Origin of the sequence: Variovorax sp. UC74_104 (assembly GCF_044055375.1) — a bacterium.
In the GTDB taxonomy this organism is placed as follows: domain Bacteria; phylum Pseudomonadota; class Gammaproteobacteria; order Burkholderiales; family Burkholderiaceae_C; genus Variovorax.
The window spans coordinates 3,980,516-3,997,413 of record NZ_CP171978.1 but is presented as its reverse complement, the minus strand read 5'-3'; the positions used below and the strand labels follow the sequence as shown (position 1 = coordinate 3,997,413).

The window sequence follows — 16,898 nt, the reverse complement described above, 5'->3', positions numbered from 1 at the left end:
GTCATTGCGGAACCGTCCGCGGGCCGGGGCCGTCGTCGAACCGGCCGTCGAGCAGGTGCGCGGCGCGGATGGCGGCAGCGTCGCGCGGGTCGATCGGCGTCACCGTCGCGCTGGCGACCGGGGTCGTCACGGCGAGCGGCTCCTGCTCGGCAACGGGCGCGGCGGCCACCTGCTGCGGCGCCGCCTCGGCGACGGGAGCCGGTGGCGGCGGCAACGGGGCGGCCGAAGCGGGCACGATCGCCGGCGATGCAGGAGGCGCGGCTGGCACGACAGGCGCGGCGGCCACCGGGCGAGGCGGCGAGGCCGGCGCACCGCTGGCCGATGCCTGCGGGCCGTAGGCCGAGACGCGCTCTTCCGCCGTCATCGACTGCGGGCATTTCGTACCCGTCATCTCCAGCGCGGCCAAGGCCGCGGGGTCCATGCAGTCCATGGCGAGCGAGGCAGCCTTCATGCCCTTGTTCCAGAGCTCGCGGCTCATCTTCAGCCGCTTGCAGTGCTCGTCCGTCCAGGTGGTGCCGAAGCTGAGGCCGACGCCCGGGCCGTTCGCGCTGGCGCTGGTGCTGCCCATGCAGGTGTCGTTGCTGGTCGTCAGGTTGGGGCCGTTGACCGATGGCACGTTCTTGATGGTGTAGCTGCCGCGGTAGTCGATGGTGCTGGTCGTCGCGCCGCTGCTGTTGACGTTCTGGGTCACCGTCGACGGGTTGGTGGTGTTGAAGTTCACGGCCTGGCTGTTGCCCTGTGCCGAGGTGGTGGCCGAACTCGATGACTGGTTGTTGGCTCCGCCCGCCGTGGTTTGCGCCATCGCGCCCGCGGACAGGCCCAGCAAGGCCAGGACAATAAGTTTTTTCATTTTCTCGACTCCTTTGGTGGCGGGGGAGGGGCGCACCCCTCCCCATTTCCGAATGCAACAACCGGATGCCGGTGAAGCTCAGGGTGCCGAAGCCGTCGAGCCGGCGCCGGCCAGGCCGCCGGTGCCGCCACCGTTGCTGAAGCCGCCCGCGTTGCCGAAGCTGACATTGGTCACGCCGAAGGAGCCGCCGGTGGAGCCCGCGGTGGCCGAGGTGGTGGTGCCGTTGATGAAGCCGTTGATGGCGCCCGAGGAGGCGCTGAAGCCCGACGTCGTGCCGGAGGTGCGCGTCACGATGGCGATGCCGCCGCCGGGGCCGGCCGCCGTTGCCGCCGTGTTGTTGGTGGTGGAGGAGGCGGTACCGCCGGCGCTGCCGCTCACCGAGTTCGGGCCGCCTGCGCTGTAGTTGGCATTGGCCGATGCGCCTGCATTGGCCTGGGCGTTGGCACCACCCGTTGCGAGGCCGTTGCCGGTCGTCACGGCCATGCTGGTCACGCTGCCCTGGGTCGTTGCCGTGCCGCTGGCGGTGGCGCCGCCGATGCGCAGGCCCGGGAAGCTCACGGCGCCGCCCCCCGCGTTGGCCGAGGCCGACGAGCTGGAATTTGCCGCGTTGTAGCTCAGTGCGCTGCCCGTGCCGGAACTGGCTGCCACCGAGCCGGCCGAGCTGGAAGAGCCGGTCGTCGTGCTGGTGGCGGCAAGGGCCGTGGTGCTCGTGGCAGAGGCGACGCTTCCTACCAGGACCACTGCGATGGCGATGAGAGTCTTCTTCATGATGCTTCCTCGAGAGATGGTGGTGAAACGAACCCGATCGCCGGAGCATCCGGCCATCAGCTGACGGTCAGAAGCGGGGGCTGAAATGGTTTCCGCGTCGACCGGGATGCAGTTTCTTGGCGGGGAAGCGAATGAAGAATGCCCAGTGCTGGGTAGAGGGAGGCTATGGCGAAAGGCGTGTTCCAGCCCCTCCCGCGAGCGACCCGGAGGACATCTTTACGTGCCGGGACAAAGGGAAAAGTACAACTTCCGATGGACAGCGGTCTCGAATCGAAACAGAATGCAACCAAAGTAATCAAAAAAACTGAAACCAAAAATCTGAATGGAAATGGATTAACTTTTCGTCACGAACAAGGTGAACCTGTTGTCACAAAGGGGCTGAAATGGAAAGCGATCTCGACATTTCGTTGACAGATTCAGGGAATGGGTCTAGGAAATATGCGAACCCGGGGCAGTTCGGAGGGCTCCTCGCTCCCTCCGCCGATACCCTCCCGTGGCCCGATTTCCTTACAGGGCAGCAAACCAAACCAGTACGCGTCCTGCTGGTGGACGACGACCCCTTCGTGCGGCGCGTCATCGCCCAGGAACTGCTGGGCGACCTGCGCATCCAGATCGAGGGCCAGGCCGCTACCCTGCGCGAGGGACGCCGGCTGCTGATGCAGCATGAATTCGACGTTCTCATGGTCGACATCCGCCTCGGCGACGGCAGCGGATTCGAGCTGATCGAGGAGGCCAAGCGCCATCGCAGCGCGGCCGAGATCATCGTCATCTCCGCGCTCGAGGACGAACCCCAGGTGCTGCATGCCTTCGAGCTCGGAGCTTCAGGCTACCTCGTCAAGAACGCGTGGTTCCAGAGCTATGCGCAGGCCGTGCTGCAGGTGGTGAACGGGGGCGCCGCCATCACGCCGCGGCTGGCCCGCCGGCTGCTCGTGCACCTCGACCACAAGCGCTCCAACGTGAACCCGGTGCGCCCGCCGGACAGCAAGGCCACGTTATCCACCCGGGAGCGCGAAGTGTTGCGACTTGTAGCAACGGGCTACGTGACCGAGGAGATCGCGCTGCAGCTCACCATCAGCGCCCAGACGGTCAACGCGCACGTCAAGAACATCTATCGCAAGCTGCACGCCCATACCCGCGCGCAGGCCGTGAGCTTCGCCTCCCATCGGGGGCTCCTGTAGGGCATGCCATGCTCGCGCCGCAGGTGCTTCAGCTTCCGCACATTCTGGAAGACCAGTTCGTGTGGTTGTCGATCGGCTCGTGGCTCCTGCTGCTGACGTGGCTCTACTCGCGCGTCTCGCGCCGGCGGCTGCTGATGTGGGCCGCGCTGGCCGGCGCGCTGCACCTGACGCCGGTAGCCGCGCAGGTCATCAGGGCGGGGTCGGCCATCACGGTCATGGCGCAGGACATGCCGTTCACCTTCTGGGCGCTGCAGGTGGTCAACGTGCTGGTGCTGGGCATGATCCTGGGCATCTGGTATTTCTCGCAGCGGCGCGCATCGCGCTGCCGCCAGGCCCAGGCGGTGATGGCCGAGCGCCGCCGCATCGCCAACGACCTGCACGACGGCGTCGGCTCCAGGCTGGTGGCGCTGCTGGCCAGCCAGGACCCCAGGTCGGGCGGGTCCGACAGCCTTTCCATGGCGCTGCAGGCCTGCCTGCTCGAACTGCAGATGACCGTGGACGACCTGGACGACCAGGGCGACAGCACCGTGGTCGAGCGGCTGGGCCATCTGCGCTACCGGCTGAGGCCCGCGTTCGAGCGCATGGGCATCGCGCTCGACTGGAGCGTCTCGCCCGACTCCGAAACCTTCCCCATGCCGGCTGAAACCGCGTCGCAGGTCTGTCGCGTGGCGCAGGAGGCCTTGTCCAACGCCTTGCGCCACTCCCGGGCGACCCGCGTCGAGCTGCGCGTGGAGCCGCAGCAGAGCGGCCGGGCGATGTCGCTCGAAGTGCGGGACAACGGCCGGGGGCTGGGCGCGCCGGGCAGCCTGCCGGCCGGGGAAGGGCACTTTCCCGAGAGCCTCGGCAAGGGGCTGCGCAGCATGCATTCGCGCGCCGAGGCGATCGGGGCCGAGCTCGACATCTCTCTCGTGGCGCCGCACGGCCTGTGCGTGCGGCTGGTGGTGCCCTGCGAGGCGGCCGGCCAGCCGCCGCAGCAGCCCGAAGCACGGCCCGAACACGAAAGCATGCTGTAACACGCCCGCCGGGCGACCCGGCGCGGATGCCGTTCCCGCCTATGGCAAACTCCCGCGCTTTGCCAGGGACGCGCTCAAGACATGCAGAAAATCATTCGCCAGCTCGCCGTCGAGATCAAGGTCGGCGAGAACCAGGTGAAGGCCGCCGTCGAACTGCTCGACGGAGGCGCCACGGTTCCATTCATCGCCCGCTACCGCAAGGAAGCCACCGATGGCCTCGACGACACCCAGCTGCGCGAACTTGAAGCGCGTCTTTCCTACCTGCGCGAACTCGAAGACCGCCGCGTGGCCGTGCTCAAGGCCATCGACGAACAGGGCAAGCTGACCCCCGATCTGCGCGCCGCCATCGAGCTGGCGCCCACCAAGCAGGAGCTTGAAGACCTCTACCTGCCGTTCAAGCAGAAGCGTCGCACCAAGGGCCAGATCGCCCGCGAGTTCGGCATCGAGCCGCTGGCAGACAAGCTGCTGGCAGACCCCACGCTCGACCCCGCCGTGGAAGCCAAGGCCTTCCTGCAACCCGCCACCACGCTCGACGACGGCAAGCCGGGCCCCGATTTCTCCACTGTGCCGCTCGTGCTCGACGGCGTGCGCGACATCCTCTCCGAGCGTTGGGCCGAAGACGCCGCGCTGGTGCAGAGCCTGCGCGAATGGCTCTGGAACGAGGGCCTGCTGCGCTCCAGCCTCATGGCCGGCAAGGACGAGAACAACGCCGATGTCGCCAAGTTCCGCGACTACTTCGAATACGACGAGCCCATCGGCCGCGTGCCTTCGCACCGCGCGCTGGCCGTGTTCCGCGGCCGCGCGCTCGAGATCCTGGACGCCAAGCTGGTGCTGCCCGTGGAGCCCGAACCAGGCAAGCCCAGCATCGCCGAAGGCCGCATCGCGCTGCACCTGGGCTGGAGCCATTCGGGCCGCCCGGCGGACGACCTGATCCGCAAGTGCGTGGCCTGGACCTGGCGCGTGAAGCTGGCGCTGTCCACCGAGCGCGACCTGTTCACCCGCCTGCGCGAAGACGCCGAGAAGGTCGCGATCAAGGTGTTCGCCGACAACCTGCGCGACCTGCTGCTGGCCGCGCCCGCCGGCCCGCGCGTGGTGATGGGCCTGGACCCCGGCATCCGCACCGGCGTGAAAGTGGCCGTGGTCGATTCCACCGGCAAGCTGGTCGAGACCGCCACCGTGTTCCCGCACGAGCCGCGCAAGGACTGGGAAGGCTCCCTGCACACCCTGGGCAAGCTGTGCGCCAAGCACGGCGTGAACCTGATCGCCATCGGCAACGGCACTGCCAGCCGCGAGACCGACAAGCTGGCCGCCGACCTCATCAAGCTGCTGGCCAAGATGGCCGCGCAGGCCGGCGCGCCCGAACTCAAGGTCGACAAGGTGGTGGTGAGCGAGGCCGGCGCCTCGGTGTACTCCGCCAGCGAATTCGCCTCGCAGGAAATGCCCGACGTGGACGTGAGCCTGCGCGGCGCCGCCTCCATCGCGCGCCGCCTGCAGGACCCGCTGGCCGAACTCGTGAAGATCGACCCCAAGAGCATCGGCGTGGGCCAGTACCAGCACGACGTGAACCAGAGCGAACTCGCCCGCACGCTGCAGGCCGTGGTGGAAGACTGCGTGAACTCCGTGGGCGTGGACCTCAACACCGCCAGCGTGCCGCTGCTCAGCCGCGTGTCGGGCTTGTCGTCCAGCGTGGCGAAGGCGGTGGTGCGCTGGCGCGAAGCCAACGGCGCGTTCTCCACCCGCAAGCAGCTGTTGGACGTGACCGGCTTCGGCCCCAAGGCCTTCGAGCAGAGCGCGGGCTTCCTGCGCATCCGCGGCGGCGCCGATCCGCTGGACATCACCGGCGTGCACCCCGAAACCTATCCGCTGGTCGAGCAGATCATCGTGAAGACCGGCAAGCCCATCACCGAGCTGATGGGCCGCGCCGACATGCTCAAGACGCTGAAGCCCGAGCTCTTCGCCAACGAGAAGTTCGGCGTCATCACCGTCAAGGACATCCTGGGCGAACTCGAGAAGCCCGGCCGCGACCCGCGCCCCGACTTCAAGGTGGCGCGCTTCAACGACGGCGTGGAAGACATCGCCGACCTGAAGGAGGGCATGGTGCTCGAAGGCACCGTGAGCAACGTGGCCCAGTTCGGCGCCTTCGTCGATCTCGGCGTGCACCAGGACGGCCTGGTCCACGTGAGCCAGTTGAGCCACAAGTTCGTGAACGACGCGCGCGAGGTGGTGAAGACCGGCGACATCGTCAAGGTCAAGGTGATGGAAGTGGACGTGGCCCGCAAGCGCATCGGCCTGTCGATGAAGCTCGACGCCGCCCCCGCACGCCGCGATGGCCCGCGCGACAACCGCTTCGAAGGGGCAGGCCGCGGCCAGCAGCAGCACGGCCGCCGCGACAGCTCGCCGCAACCGGCGGGGCAGATGGCCAATGCCTTCGCCAAGCTGCAGGGGCTTCGCAAGTAAGTCCTGCCGAAAGGGCGATTGCCCATTAAACTAGTCATCTAACTAGTTATGAATGGGTGATCCGCCATGAAAACCTGGCCGGTTCAAGACGCCAAGGCGCGTTTCAGTGAATTCCTGGAGGCTTGCCTGGTCGACGGGCCTCAGATGGTGACGAAGCGCGGCGCTGAAGCAGCCGTGCTCGTTCCGGCTGCTGAGTGGCGGCGCCTGCACGCGAGCGCCAAGCCGTCGCTCAAGGATCTGCTGCTTTCGGAGGAAGCCCGCACCGAATTTCTCGTCCCTCAGCGGGGTAGCGCTCGCAGGCGCCGCGTCACCCCGATGCGCTGAGGCCGGCATGTACCTGTTGGACACGAACGTCATTTCCGAACTCCGCAGGCCCCGCCCGCACGGCGCGGTGCTCGCGTGGATCGCCCCCATCGCGGACGGCGACCTGCATCTCTCGGCGGTGACGCTCGGAGAGATCCAGGCCGGCATCGAACTCACGCGCGAGCAGGACGCAGCCAAGGCCGACGAGATCGAGCAATGGGCGGCCATGGTTGCCGCCTCGTACAACGTCCTGCCCATGGATGCGGAAACCTTCAGGCTCTGGGCGAAGCTGATGCATCGCAGTTCGGACACGCTGTACGAGGACGCGATGATCGCCGCCACCGCCAGGCAGCACGCGCTGACCGTGGTGACGCGCAACGTCAGCGACTTCGCCGGGTTCGGCGTCGAGGTGCTGAACCCATTCGAGCAGGCGAAGACATGAAAGCCCTGCGCATCTACGCCGGCCCCGCAGCCCGCAAGCACATCGAGCAGCATGGCCTGCGACCGCAGGACGTGCGCACCATTCCCGGCGCGGCGGGCGGACCGAAGGGACTGATCCTGGGGCCGCTCGACCGCTTCATCTTCGGACGCTGGCTGCCGCAGTCGAGCCAGCAGGTGCACCTGGTGGGCGCGTCGATCGGCGCGTGGCGGCTGTCCACGGCCTGCCTGTCGGATCCCGACGTGGCCTTCGAGCGCTTCGAGCACGACTACGTGCACCAGCAGTTCGAGGTGCCGCCGGGGCAGAAGAAGCTCAGTCCGAGCCAGCTCAGCGAGCGCTTCGCCGAGAGCCTCGAATCGTTCTACGGCGGGCGCATCGGCGAGGTGCTGAGCCATCCGCGCTACCGCCTGCATGTGGTGACGTCGCGCGGCCGGCACATCCTGGGGCGCGAGGGCAGGGCGCGCACGCCGGTGGGGTACCTCGGCGCCTTCGCCACCAACAGCCTGCACCGCAAGAGCCTGGGCGCGTGGCTGGAGCGCTGCGTGTTTTCGACGCCCGGCGCGCCATTGCCTTTCGCCACGCGCGACTTCCGCACGCGCCAGCACGCGCTGAGCGAGGCCAACTTCAACATGGTGCTGCAGGCCTCGTGCTCCATCCCGTTCCTGCTGGCGGCGGTGCACGACATTCCCGGCGCGCCGCGCGGCGCCTACTGGGACGGCGGCATCACCGACTACCACCTGCACCTGGACTACCAGCCGGCCGACGAAGGCATCGTGCTGTACCCGCACTTCCAGCAGGCGGTGGTGCCGGGCTGGCTCGACAAGGGCCTGCGCTGGCGCCACAAGGCAAGCGGTTTTCTCGACCGCATGGTGGTGCTCGCGCCCGACCCCGAATGGGTCCGGTCGCTGCCCAACGGCAAGCTGCCCGACCGCAAGGACTTCATCCATTTCGCCAACGACGCGCAGGCGCGCATCGGCGCCTGGGGCCGGGCCACGCGCGAGGCGCGGCGGCTGTCCGACGAGTTCGAGGGCTGGCTTCAGCGCGACGGCGTGCCGGAGCTGCTGCCGCTCTGACCCGGCAGCGCCAGGGGCACGGCGCAGTCGAGCACGTTCACTTCCACCGCGTCGCCGACATTGAGCCGGGCGCCTGCAGGCCAGCGCCCGGTGCCTAGCGAGCGGCTGTGCACGCCTGTGTTGCGGTAGCGCACGACGGCATAGGGCGCCGCGGCACCGCCGTCCGAGCCGCAATCGCGATCGGCCGTGGCGGCAAGCTCGTCCGCGCGCCCGACGCTGACGACCTCGGCGGCGCGCCAGCCGGCGGAGCGGTCGAAGGAATGCGCATCGAAGGCCGAGCAGCCGCCCAGCGTCAGCACTCCAAGCAGGAACAGTCGCATCACGGTGCCGGCCTTGTCACCGCGATCGCTGCCGTGGCCTGGATCTCGACGCGGTACTCGGAGTCGATCAGTTTCGCCCCCACCGTGGCGCGCGCGGGAGTGTGTCCCGCCGGCACCCATTCGTCCCACACCGAGTTCATCGCGGCGTAGTCGCCCACGGTGCGCAGGTAGATCGTCACGCTCACCAGATCCTGCTTGGTGGCGCCCTGCGTGGCCAGGAGGCGGTCGATGTGATGGAGGATCTCGCGCGTCTGCCCGGTGATGTCGAGCGAGGGGTTCTCGGCCACCTGGCCCGAGAGGTACAGCAGGCGTGCGGCGCCCAGGTCGACGGTCACCATCTCGCTGAAGCGGGGGCCCATGTCGTGGCGGATGATGTTCATGGCGATGCGGGAGATTTGGAGGAGGACGAGACGATGGCAGGTTGCTGCGCGTTCCACCAGCCGCCGCCCAGCGCCTGGAAGAGGGCGGCCGCGTCGGTCAGCCGCAGCGCGCGGGCCTGCACCAGGTTGAGCAGCGCCTGCTGCTGGGCCTGCTGGGCGATGCGCAGCGAGAGCGCGCTGGCATCGCCCAGCCGTACCTGCGCCTGCGTGCGCGCCAGGCTCTGCGACGCCGCGCGCTCGGCCTTCACCGCCGCCTGCAGCGCGCGGGTGTCGGCGTCGATGGCTTCGAGCGTGTTCGCCACGTCCTGGAAGGCGGCGAGCACCGTCGCGCGGTACTGCGCGGCCGCCTGGTCGAACGATGCGCGGGCGGCGGCCTCGCGGTGTTTGAGCGCGCCGCCGTCGAAGATGGGCTGTGTCACGCTCGCGGCCACCGTCCAGAAGAGCGAGGACGACTTGAACAGATCCGCCAGCCGGTAGGCCGAGGAGCCGTACGAATTCACGCCCAGCGTCACGTTCGGCAGCCGCGCGGCCACCGCCACGCCGATGGCGGCGCTCGCCGACTTCAGCTGCGCCTCGGCCGCGCGAACGTCGGGGCGGTGCTCGACCAAGCTGGAAGGCAAGGTCAGCGGCAGCTCCGCCGGCAGCTGCAGGGCATCCAGATCGAAGCGCGCCTCCACGCCCTGGCTCGGAAAGCGGCCGGCCAGCGTGGCCAGCAGGTTGCGCTGCTGCGCCAGCTGCCGGTCGAGCGGCGGCAGCGTCGCTTCGGTGGCGGCCAGCGCGGCCTCCTGCGCGTCGACGTCGGCCGGCGCTGCCTGGCCCAGCGCCAGCTGCCGGCGATAGGCCTGCAGCACTTCCTTCTGGCCCGCGATGATCTTCAGCGTGGCCGCCTGCTGCGCGCGCAAAGAGGCTTCGGTGATCGCGGCGGTCACCACGTTGCTGCTGAGCGTGAGCTTTGCGGCCACGCTCTGGAACTGCTGCAGCTCGGTATTGGCTTGCGCGCCTTCCACCTGCCTGCGGGTGGCGCCGAACACGTCGGGCGTGTACGACACCGTCACCTGCGCCGTATGCAACGTGTAGAGGCTCGCGTTGGACGACACCGGGCTCGCCACCGCCTTGGCCACGCGCTGCCGCGTCGGCGAATAGCCCAGCGCCACGCTGGGCCAGAAAGCGGCGCGATCGGCGGCCTCGTTCTCCTGCGCGGCTCGCAGGGCGGCATCGGCCGCCTCGATGGTCGGGTTGCCGGCGAGGCTCTGGGTGACCAGCGCGTTCAGCGGCTCGCTGCAGAAGGCCTGCCACCACTGGGCGGGCACGTCGAGCTCGGGCGAAAGATGCGCGAGCGGCACGCCTTCGGCCACCTGGCTCGCAGGCGGCTCAGCCGTGTATCGCTCGGGCAGGTTCAGCTGCGGGCGCGCATAGTCAGGACCGACCGCGCAGCCGGCCAGCAGCATCGCCGCGATGCCGGCCGTGACGAGCGTGGCCAGGTTCGTCTTCTTTTTCATTTCTCTGTTCCCCCTACCGGTCGCGCCGCGAGCGCGTGCCCCAGCCCTTGCGTTCGAACAGGCGTTCCATCGCGAAGTACAGCGTGGGCAGGATGAAGAGCGTCAGCAGCGTCGACACCACCAGCCCGCCGACCACCACGGTCGCCAGGCCGCGCTGCACGTCGGTGCCCACGCCGGTGGCCAGGGCGGCGGGCAGCATGCCCACCGAGGCCACCGTGGCCGTCATCAGCACCGGCCGCAGCCGCTCGGTCGCGCCTTCGAGCACCGAAGCTTGCAGCGCCAGCCCTTCGCCGCGCACGCGGCGGAAGTTGGCGACCATGATGATCCCGTTCTGTATGGACACGCCGAAGAGCGCGATGAAGCCTACGGCCGTGGCGACGTTCAGCGTTTCGCCGGCCACGTGCACCGCGATCAGCCCGCCCAGCGTGGCCATCGGCACCACGCCCAGGATCAGCGCCACCTGCCGGATCTTTCCGAACTGGAAGAACAGCAGCACCGCCATGATCCCGACCACGATGGCCAGCGAGACCCCAAGCCGCGCCTGCGCGCGCTGCTGGTTCTCGAACTGGCCGGCCCACTGCAGGCGGGTCTTCGTGGGGTCGAACTTCACTTCCTTCGCGATGCGCTCGCGCGCCTCGTCGAGGTAGGAGGCCAGGTCGCGGTCTCGGTTGTCCACGCGCACCGTGATCTGGCGCTCGTTCATCTCGTGCGAGATCGTGCTTTCGCCGGTCTGCAGCCGGATGTCGGCCACCTGCGCGAGCGGCACCTTCGCGCCGCTTGAGCTGTTGAGCAGCAGCGCGCCGATGGCTTCGGTGTTGCCCTTGGCGCTCTTGGGCATCTTCACCGACACGTTGTAGGTGCGGTTGCCCGAGTACACGGTGATGACGGGCGCGCCGCCGATGCCGGTCTGGATCAGGTTGGCGACGTCGTTCGCGTTCACGCCGAAGCGCGCCGCCGCCTCGCGGTTGAGCTGGATCACTACCTGGGGAATCGGCGGCTCCTGGAACAGCGAGGCCGAGGCCGTGCCGCGCACCGTCTGGAGCAGGTCGACGATCTGGTTGCCGATGCGGCGGCTCTCCTTCAGGTCGTCGCCGTAGATGCGCAGCACCAGGGGGCTGTGCGCGCCGCCCACGGCGTCGTTCACGCCGTCGATGATCGGCTGGCTGATGCCCACGTCGAAGCCCGGCATGCGCGCGAAGCGCTCGGTCAGCGTGCGCACGAAGTCGGCCTTCTTCACGCCGGCCGGCCACTCGCCATACGGCTTGAGGCCCACGGGCACCTCCATGTGCGAGGGCGTCCACGGGTCGGTGCCGTCGTCGTTGCGACCGAGCTGCGTCACCACGTACGAGACCTCGGGGTATTCGAGCAGCACGTGCCGAAGCTCGGTGGCCATCTCGCTGGCCTTGTCCAGCGACAGGCCCGAGGGCAGCTGCACCTGCAGCCACAAGGCGCCTTCGTCGATGTCGGGCAGGAACTCGCGCCCGGCCGTTGCGCCCAGCACCACCACCGCGGCCAGCGCCGCCACGCTCAGGCCGTAGGCGATGGCCGGCAGCTCCAGCAGCCGCGCCAGCACCCGGCGATAGGCGCCCGTCAGCCACACCAGCGGCTTGTTGACGAAGGGCTTGCTCGGCTTGCGCAGCGCCACGTAGGCCAGGCTGGGAATGAGCGTCAACGCGCAGAGCAGGGCCCCCACCAGCGCGTAGCCGACCGTGAAGGCCATCGGCTTGAACAGCTTGCCCTCGGCGCGCTCGAAGGCGAAGAGCGGAAAGTACGCCGTGATGATGATCAGCGTGGCGAAGAAGATCGGCCCCGACACGTGGCTCACCGTCTCGAGGATGTTGCCCTCGGTGAGCGTGGCGTGCGGCTCCTCTTCGCGCCGCCGCAGGATGGCCTCCATCACCACGATCGCACCGTCGACGATGATGCCGAAGTCGATCGCGCCCAGCGAGAACAGGTTGGCCGGCATGCGGGTGAAGTGCATCACGATGAACACCGTCACCAGCGACATCGGAATGGCCACCGCCGCCACCACCGCGCTGCGCGGGCTGCCCAGAAAGAGGATGAGCACGAAGCACACGAGCGCCATGCCTTCGAGCACCGTGTGCGTAACCTTGTCGACAGTGAGCTTTACCAGGTCGTCGCGGTCGATGTAGGGCACGATCTTCACGCCCATGGGCGCGAGCTCGGCCTGCAGTTCGTCGATCTTCTTGTGCACGCCCTCCAGCACGCGCGAGGGGTTCTCGTACTTGAGCATCAGCACGATGCCCTCGATGGTGTCCGGATTGGTGTCCTTGCCGAGGATGCCGCCGCGCTCCTGGTGGCCGAACTGCAGCCGCCCGAGGTCGCGCACCAGCACCGGCGAGCCGCTGCTCTGCGACACCACCACGGAGCCCAGGTCGTCCAGCGTGCGGATCTGGCCGATGCCGCGCACCACGTAGCTCTGGTCGCCGCGCGCGATGCGCCCGCCGCCGGCGTTGGCGCTGTTGTTGTTGATGGCCGTGACCACGTCGTTGAGCACCAGCCCGTACTTCTGCAGGCGCGCCGGGTCCAGCTCCAGCTGGAACTCGCGCGTGAAGCCGCCGAAGTTGTTGATGTCGACCACGCCAGCCACCTGCTTGAGCGCGGGAATCACCTTCCAGCGCTGCAGCTCCGACAGCTCCATCAGGTTCTTGGTGTCCGACTCCAGCGTGTAGCGGTAAATCTCGCCGGCCGGTCCCGCCACGGGCCCCAGGCCGGGCTGCGCGCCGGAGGGCAGGCTGACCTGGCCGATGCGCTCGGTCACCCGCTGGCGGGCGAAGTAGTCGTCGGTGCCGTCCTTGAAGGTCAGCGTGATGAGCGAGAGGCCGAAGGTGCTGCTCGAACGGATCGAGGCCAGCCCCGGCGTGTTGCTCAGCGCGCGCTCCAGTGGCGTGGTGATCTGCTGCTCGATCTCCTCGGCGGCCAGGCCGTTGACCTGCGTGGTCACCTGCACGGTGACGTCGCCGAGGTCAGGGTAGGCCTCCACGGTCATCTGCGTCCAAGACCACGCACCGAAGAGCACCAGCGCCACCGACATCGCCCAGGCCAGGTGCCTGCGGCGGAAGAACTGGGTGATGATGAGGTTAATCATTCAGCAGCACACCACCACGCACCACCACGCGCTCGCCCGCGGACAGGCCGTTGCGGATGCGGACCTTGTCGCCGTCTTCCCGGCCCAGCTCCACCGTGCGCCGCACGAAGGTCCAGGGCTCGGCCTCGACGAAGACGCTCACGCTGTCGTTGTTCATCAGCAATGCCGATGACGGCACCTGCGGCTGTGAGCCCTGCGGCACGCCCAGCACTGCCGTCGCGTACATGTTGGGCTTGAAGATGCCGTCGGGGTTGGCGAACACGATGCGCGCGCGGGCGCGGCGCGTGTCGGCGTCGAGCACCGCGCTCACGAAGGCGACCTTGCCGCTGAAGCTGCGGCCCGGGTAGGCGGCCAGCGTGACCACCACGTTCTGCCCGGGCGCGACCGTGCCCACGGCGCTCTCGGGCACGTTGACCGTGACCCAGACCGAATCGAGGTTCGACACCGTCATCAGCACCGCGTTGGCGTCGTTCAGGTTCGAGCCGGCGGCCGCGTTCAGCGCCGTGACCGTGCCGGAGGCGGGGGCGACGATCTTCAGCACCTGCCCGGCCTGGCCGGCTTGGGTGCCGCCGCCGTCCGCGCCCAGGCTGCGCAGGCGCGCCTCGCTGCGGCGCAATTCGGCCGTCTGCTGGGCGACGGCACTCTGGGCCGCTTCCACGTCCTTGGCGGCGTTGGAGCCGGCCTCGTTCACGCCGCGCGCACGTACCAGCGCGCGCTGCGCGAGGTCGAGCGCGTCGCGGGCCTTCTGGGCATCGGCCACGGCCTGCGCGAGGTCGGGCGAGCTCATCGTGGCGAGCACCTGGCCGCGCTTGACGGTGTCGCCCAGGCGCACCTTGAGCTCGAGCAGCCTGCCGGTCAGCGGCGGAAGGATGTTGACGGTGCTCGCCGGGTTGGCTTCCACCGTGGCGGGCAGGCTCACCTCGTGCGGCAGCGTGCCCTGGCCGACGGTGGCGACCAGCAGCCGGTCGCGCAGCGGCGAGCCGGCGGGCACGCTCAGGCGGTTGCCCTGGCGCACCAGCATCGGCGCGGGGGCGGCGGCCACCGTGGTGGCTGCATGGGCGGCGCCGTCGAAGGAGTCGACGCACAGGGCCGCGCAGGTCATCACGCCGAAGACGATGCGCGCGGGGGTGATCTGGTAGAGGGATTTCTTCTTCATCGCGATACGGATCTCGCGGGACGGGCGCGCCGTGCACGGGACGCCTTCCCATGCCCTCGATCCGCTCCCGTCTCCTGCCGCAGAGCGTAGGAAAAGTCGCCTGAAGAAGCTCCCAAGAAATCCTGAAGTTCTCTTAAGGATCCGGGCCGGTGGCCCGGTGGCCGTTGGTCAGGAACGCACGGCATGATCCGCGCCATGAGAATTCTGCTGATCGAAGACGACCGCAAGGCCGCTAGGCTGCTGGCCCGGGGCCTGCAGGAGGAGGGTTTCGTGGTCGACGTGGTCCACACCGCGGAAGAGGGCGACGAGGAGGCTTTCGTCGTCGCCTACGACCTGATCGTGCTCGACTGGATGCTCCCCGGAAAGGACGGCCTAACCCTGTGCCGCGACCTGCGCCAGCGCGGCTGCAAGACGCCCGTGCTCATGCTCACCGCCCGCGACGCGCTCGGCGACCGCGTGGCTGGGCTCAACACCGGCGCCGACGACTACCTGACCAAGCCCTTCGCCTTCGACGAGCTGCTGGCCCGCGTGCGCGCGCTGCTGCGCCGCTCCGAACTGGTGCGGCCGGTGGTGCTCGCGCTGGCCGACCTGAGCCTCGATCCGATGAGCCAGCGGGTGCTGCGCGGCGGCATGGTGCTGGAGCTGACGCACAAGGAATTCGCGATCCTGCAGATCCTGCTGCGCCACGCGGGCGAGGTGGTCAGCCGCTCGCGCCTGGCCGAGCAGGTGTGGAAGGACGACCTGATCTCCATCGACAACCTGATCGACGTGCACATCAGCAACCTGCGCCGCAAGGTCGATGCGCCGCCGTGCGTGCCGTTGATCCACACGGTGCGCGGGCGCGGCTTCAGGCTGGCGCTGGCCGAGGATGCCAACGGGGGCGGAAGCGTCTTTCATGATTAGTTTCCGCAAGCGGCTGGCGCTGGCGCACGTCAGCGTGATCGTGGTGGTGATGGCGGTCGCCGCCTTCGCCTCCTACCTGGTGTTCTCGCGCAACGTGCACCGCGAACTCGACGCCGCGCTGCTGGCGCTGGCCGAGACCGAGATGGGCATGCTGCTGGCGGCCGGCGAGGGCGACACTGTCATCGTCCACGAGGCGCCGCCGGGCCCCGGCGCGCCTTCGTTCGTGCGGCTCGACCGGCTGGTGCAGATCGTCGATGCCGACGGCCGCGTGCTCGCGCGCAGCAGCAACCTCGGCGAGGCGCAGTTGCCCATTCCGGCCGCTCTGCGCGAGCGGCTCGCCGCAGGCGAGACCGTCTTCGAGACGCTCGACGGCTACGGCGAGGAGCCCACGCGCATGGTCTCGGTGCCCGTGCCGGGCCGCAGATCGCTGCTCGCGGTGCAGGTGGCGGGGTCGCTGGACGACGTGAACCGCACTGTGGCCATGGCCAGCGCGCTGTTCATCATCCTCGGCGGCGCGCTTCTGCTGGCACTGGGCGCGGCAGGCGCGCTCATCACCCGGCGTGCCTTCGGCGCCATCGACGACGTGGTGCTGCAGGCCCACCGCATCGGCGACGCGAACCTCGGCGAGCGGCTGCCGCACCCCGGCACCAGGGACGAGATCGGCCGCCTCGTCGACACCCTCAACGACATGCTCGCGCGCATCGAGCAGGGCATGGAGGCGCAGCGGCGCTTCACCGCCGATGCCTCGCACGAGCTGCGCTCGCCGCTTTCGCGCCTGCGCACCGAACTCGAACTGGCGCTGCGCAGGCCGCGCGAGCCGGCCGAGTACGTCGAGACGCTGCGCTCCTCGCTGGAGGAGGTCGAGTCGCTCACGCTGCTGGTCGAGGAACTGCTGGTGCTGGCCCGCCTCGACGCCGGCCAGGAGCGTGACGCGGTGGAAACGGTGTCGCTGAACCAGCTCGCCGAGGAGGCCCTGCGGCGCCTGGAGCCGCTGGCGCGCGAACGCCGGCTCGCCCTGTCGCTGGACGCGCCGTTCCCCGTCGACGCGCGCGTCGCCCGCGGTGCGGCCAGCCTGGCGCTGGCCAACCTGCTGGACAACGCACTCAAGTTCTCGCCGCCCGACACGGTGGTGAACGTGAGCGTGCGCGCCGACCTGGAGGCCGACGAGGCGATCGTCAGCGTGTCGGACCACGGGCCGGGCATTCGCGGCGACGAACTGCCGCACCTGTTCAAGCGCTTCTACCGCGGCGCCGCCGCGCGTTCCGACGAGAAGACGCCCGGCCTCGGCCTGGGGCTGGCGCTGTCGCAGGCGGTGGTGCATGCGCAAGGCGGGCGCATGGAGGCGGCGAACGAAGCGGGCGGCGGTGCGCGCTTCGACATGCGGTTGCGGCTGGCGCGCTGAATACGAAAGGCGCGGCGGGCAAACCCTGACCGCGGGTATGGCCGGCCC

The 16,898-nt window shown here is 69.1% G+C and carries 15 protein-coding genes; 8 read left to right on the top strand and 7 right to left on the bottom strand.

Annotated elements, in window-relative coordinates; translation table 11 throughout:
- Position 1: 1 nt before the first annotated feature.
- Both ACHMXA_RS18775 and ACHMXA_RS18770 read right to left on the bottom strand, forming a co-directional pair.
- Positions 2–850, bottom strand: a complete 849-nt coding sequence (locus tag ACHMXA_RS18775) for a hypothetical protein (RefSeq protein WP_395316151.1) — start codon at positions 848–850, stop codon at positions 2–4.
- A 78-nt stretch (positions 851–928) separates the two neighbouring features.
- Positions 929–1,618, bottom strand: coding sequence for a hypothetical protein (locus ACHMXA_RS18770; RefSeq protein WP_176664134.1), 690 nt, complete (start codon positions 1,616–1,618; stop codon positions 929–931).
- A gap of 383 nt (positions 1,619–2,001) precedes the next feature.
- Here ACHMXA_RS18770 and ACHMXA_RS18765 point away from each other — a divergent pair, with 383 nt between their 5' ends.
- The 6 genes from ACHMXA_RS18765 to ACHMXA_RS18740 all read left to right on the top strand — a co-directional run bounded on the left by ACHMXA_RS18765 (position 2,002) and on the right by ACHMXA_RS18740 (position 8,081).
- The gene (locus tag ACHMXA_RS18765; protein ID WP_395316150.1) at positions 2,002–2,796 is read left to right on the top strand and encodes a LuxR C-terminal-related transcriptional regulator; all 795 of its coding nucleotides are present in this window, start codon (positions 2,002–2,004) and stop codon (positions 2,794–2,796) included.
- A gap of 8 nt (positions 2,797–2,804) precedes the next feature.
- Entirely contained in the window at positions 2,805–3,809 is a 1,005-nt protein-coding gene (locus ACHMXA_RS18760; RefSeq protein WP_395316149.1) for a sensor histidine kinase, read from the top strand.
- Between the two features lie 81 nt (positions 3,810–3,890).
- On the top strand, positions 3,891–6,266 hold the full coding sequence (locus ACHMXA_RS18755) for a Tex family protein (protein ID WP_176664131.1): 2,376 nt from the start codon (positions 3,891–3,893) through the stop codon (positions 6,264–6,266).
- 66 nt (positions 6,267–6,332) lie between these two features.
- The gene (locus tag ACHMXA_RS18750) at positions 6,333–6,590 is read left to right on the top strand and encodes a type II toxin-antitoxin system Phd/YefM family antitoxin (protein WP_176664130.1); all 258 of its coding nucleotides are present in this window, start codon (positions 6,333–6,335) and stop codon (positions 6,588–6,590) included.
- Positions 6,591–6,597: 7 nt separating this feature from the next.
- Entirely contained in the window at positions 6,598–7,011 is a 414-nt protein-coding gene (locus tag ACHMXA_RS18745) for a type II toxin-antitoxin system VapC family toxin (protein ID WP_395316148.1), read from the top strand.
- Complete coding sequence (locus ACHMXA_RS18740) at positions 7,008–8,081, top strand: phospholipase (RefSeq protein ID WP_395316147.1); 1,074 nt, start codon at positions 7,008–7,010, stop codon at positions 8,079–8,081. The genes ACHMXA_RS18745 and ACHMXA_RS18740 overlap by 4 nt, the downstream gene beginning before the upstream one ends.
- Here the strand turns inward: ACHMXA_RS18740 and ACHMXA_RS18735 are convergent.
- Genes ACHMXA_RS18735 through ACHMXA_RS18715 form a run of 5 tightly spaced genes read right to left on the bottom strand, consistent with a single transcriptional unit; the run spans position 8,045 to position 14,545 of the window.
- Positions 8,045–8,401 carry a hypothetical protein gene (locus tag ACHMXA_RS18735; protein WP_395316146.1) on the bottom strand — a complete coding sequence of 119 codons (357 nt, stop codon included), beginning with the start codon at positions 8,399–8,401 and terminating at the stop codon, positions 8,045–8,047. The genes ACHMXA_RS18740 and ACHMXA_RS18735 overlap by 37 nt on opposite strands.
- Positions 8,401–8,781: a RidA family protein gene (locus tag ACHMXA_RS18730; protein WP_395316145.1), complete on the bottom strand. Its 381-nt coding sequence runs from the start codon at positions 8,779–8,781 to the stop codon at positions 8,401–8,403. Before ACHMXA_RS18730 ends, ACHMXA_RS18735 begins: the two co-directional genes overlap by 1 nt.
- Positions 8,778–10,280: an efflux transporter outer membrane subunit gene (locus tag ACHMXA_RS18725; RefSeq protein WP_395316144.1), complete on the bottom strand. Its 1,503-nt coding sequence runs from the start codon at positions 10,278–10,280 to the stop codon at positions 8,778–8,780. Before ACHMXA_RS18725 ends, ACHMXA_RS18730 begins: the two co-directional genes overlap by 4 nt.
- A gap of 13 nt (positions 10,281–10,293) precedes the next feature.
- On the bottom strand, positions 10,294–13,389 hold the full coding sequence (locus tag ACHMXA_RS18720; RefSeq protein WP_395316143.1) for an efflux RND transporter permease subunit: 3,096 nt from the start codon (positions 13,387–13,389) through the stop codon (positions 10,294–10,296).
- Complete coding sequence (locus ACHMXA_RS18715; RefSeq protein WP_395316142.1) at positions 13,382–14,545, bottom strand: efflux RND transporter periplasmic adaptor subunit; 1,164 nt, start codon at positions 14,543–14,545, stop codon at positions 13,382–13,384. Before ACHMXA_RS18715 ends, ACHMXA_RS18720 begins: the two co-directional genes overlap by 8 nt.
- A 195-nt stretch (positions 14,546–14,740) precedes the next feature.
- On the opposite strand from ACHMXA_RS18715, the gene ACHMXA_RS18710 reads away from it, so the two are divergent.
- Entirely contained in the window at positions 14,741–15,448 is a 708-nt protein-coding gene (locus ACHMXA_RS18710; protein WP_395316141.1) for a response regulator transcription factor, read from the top strand.
- A complete protein-coding gene (locus ACHMXA_RS18705; protein ID WP_395316140.1) occupies positions 15,441–16,850 on the top strand; it encodes a sensor histidine kinase in 1,410 nt (469 codons plus the stop codon). The genes ACHMXA_RS18710 and ACHMXA_RS18705 overlap by 8 nt, the downstream gene beginning before the upstream one ends.
- The last annotated feature ends 48 nt before the right edge of the window (positions 16,851–16,898 follow it).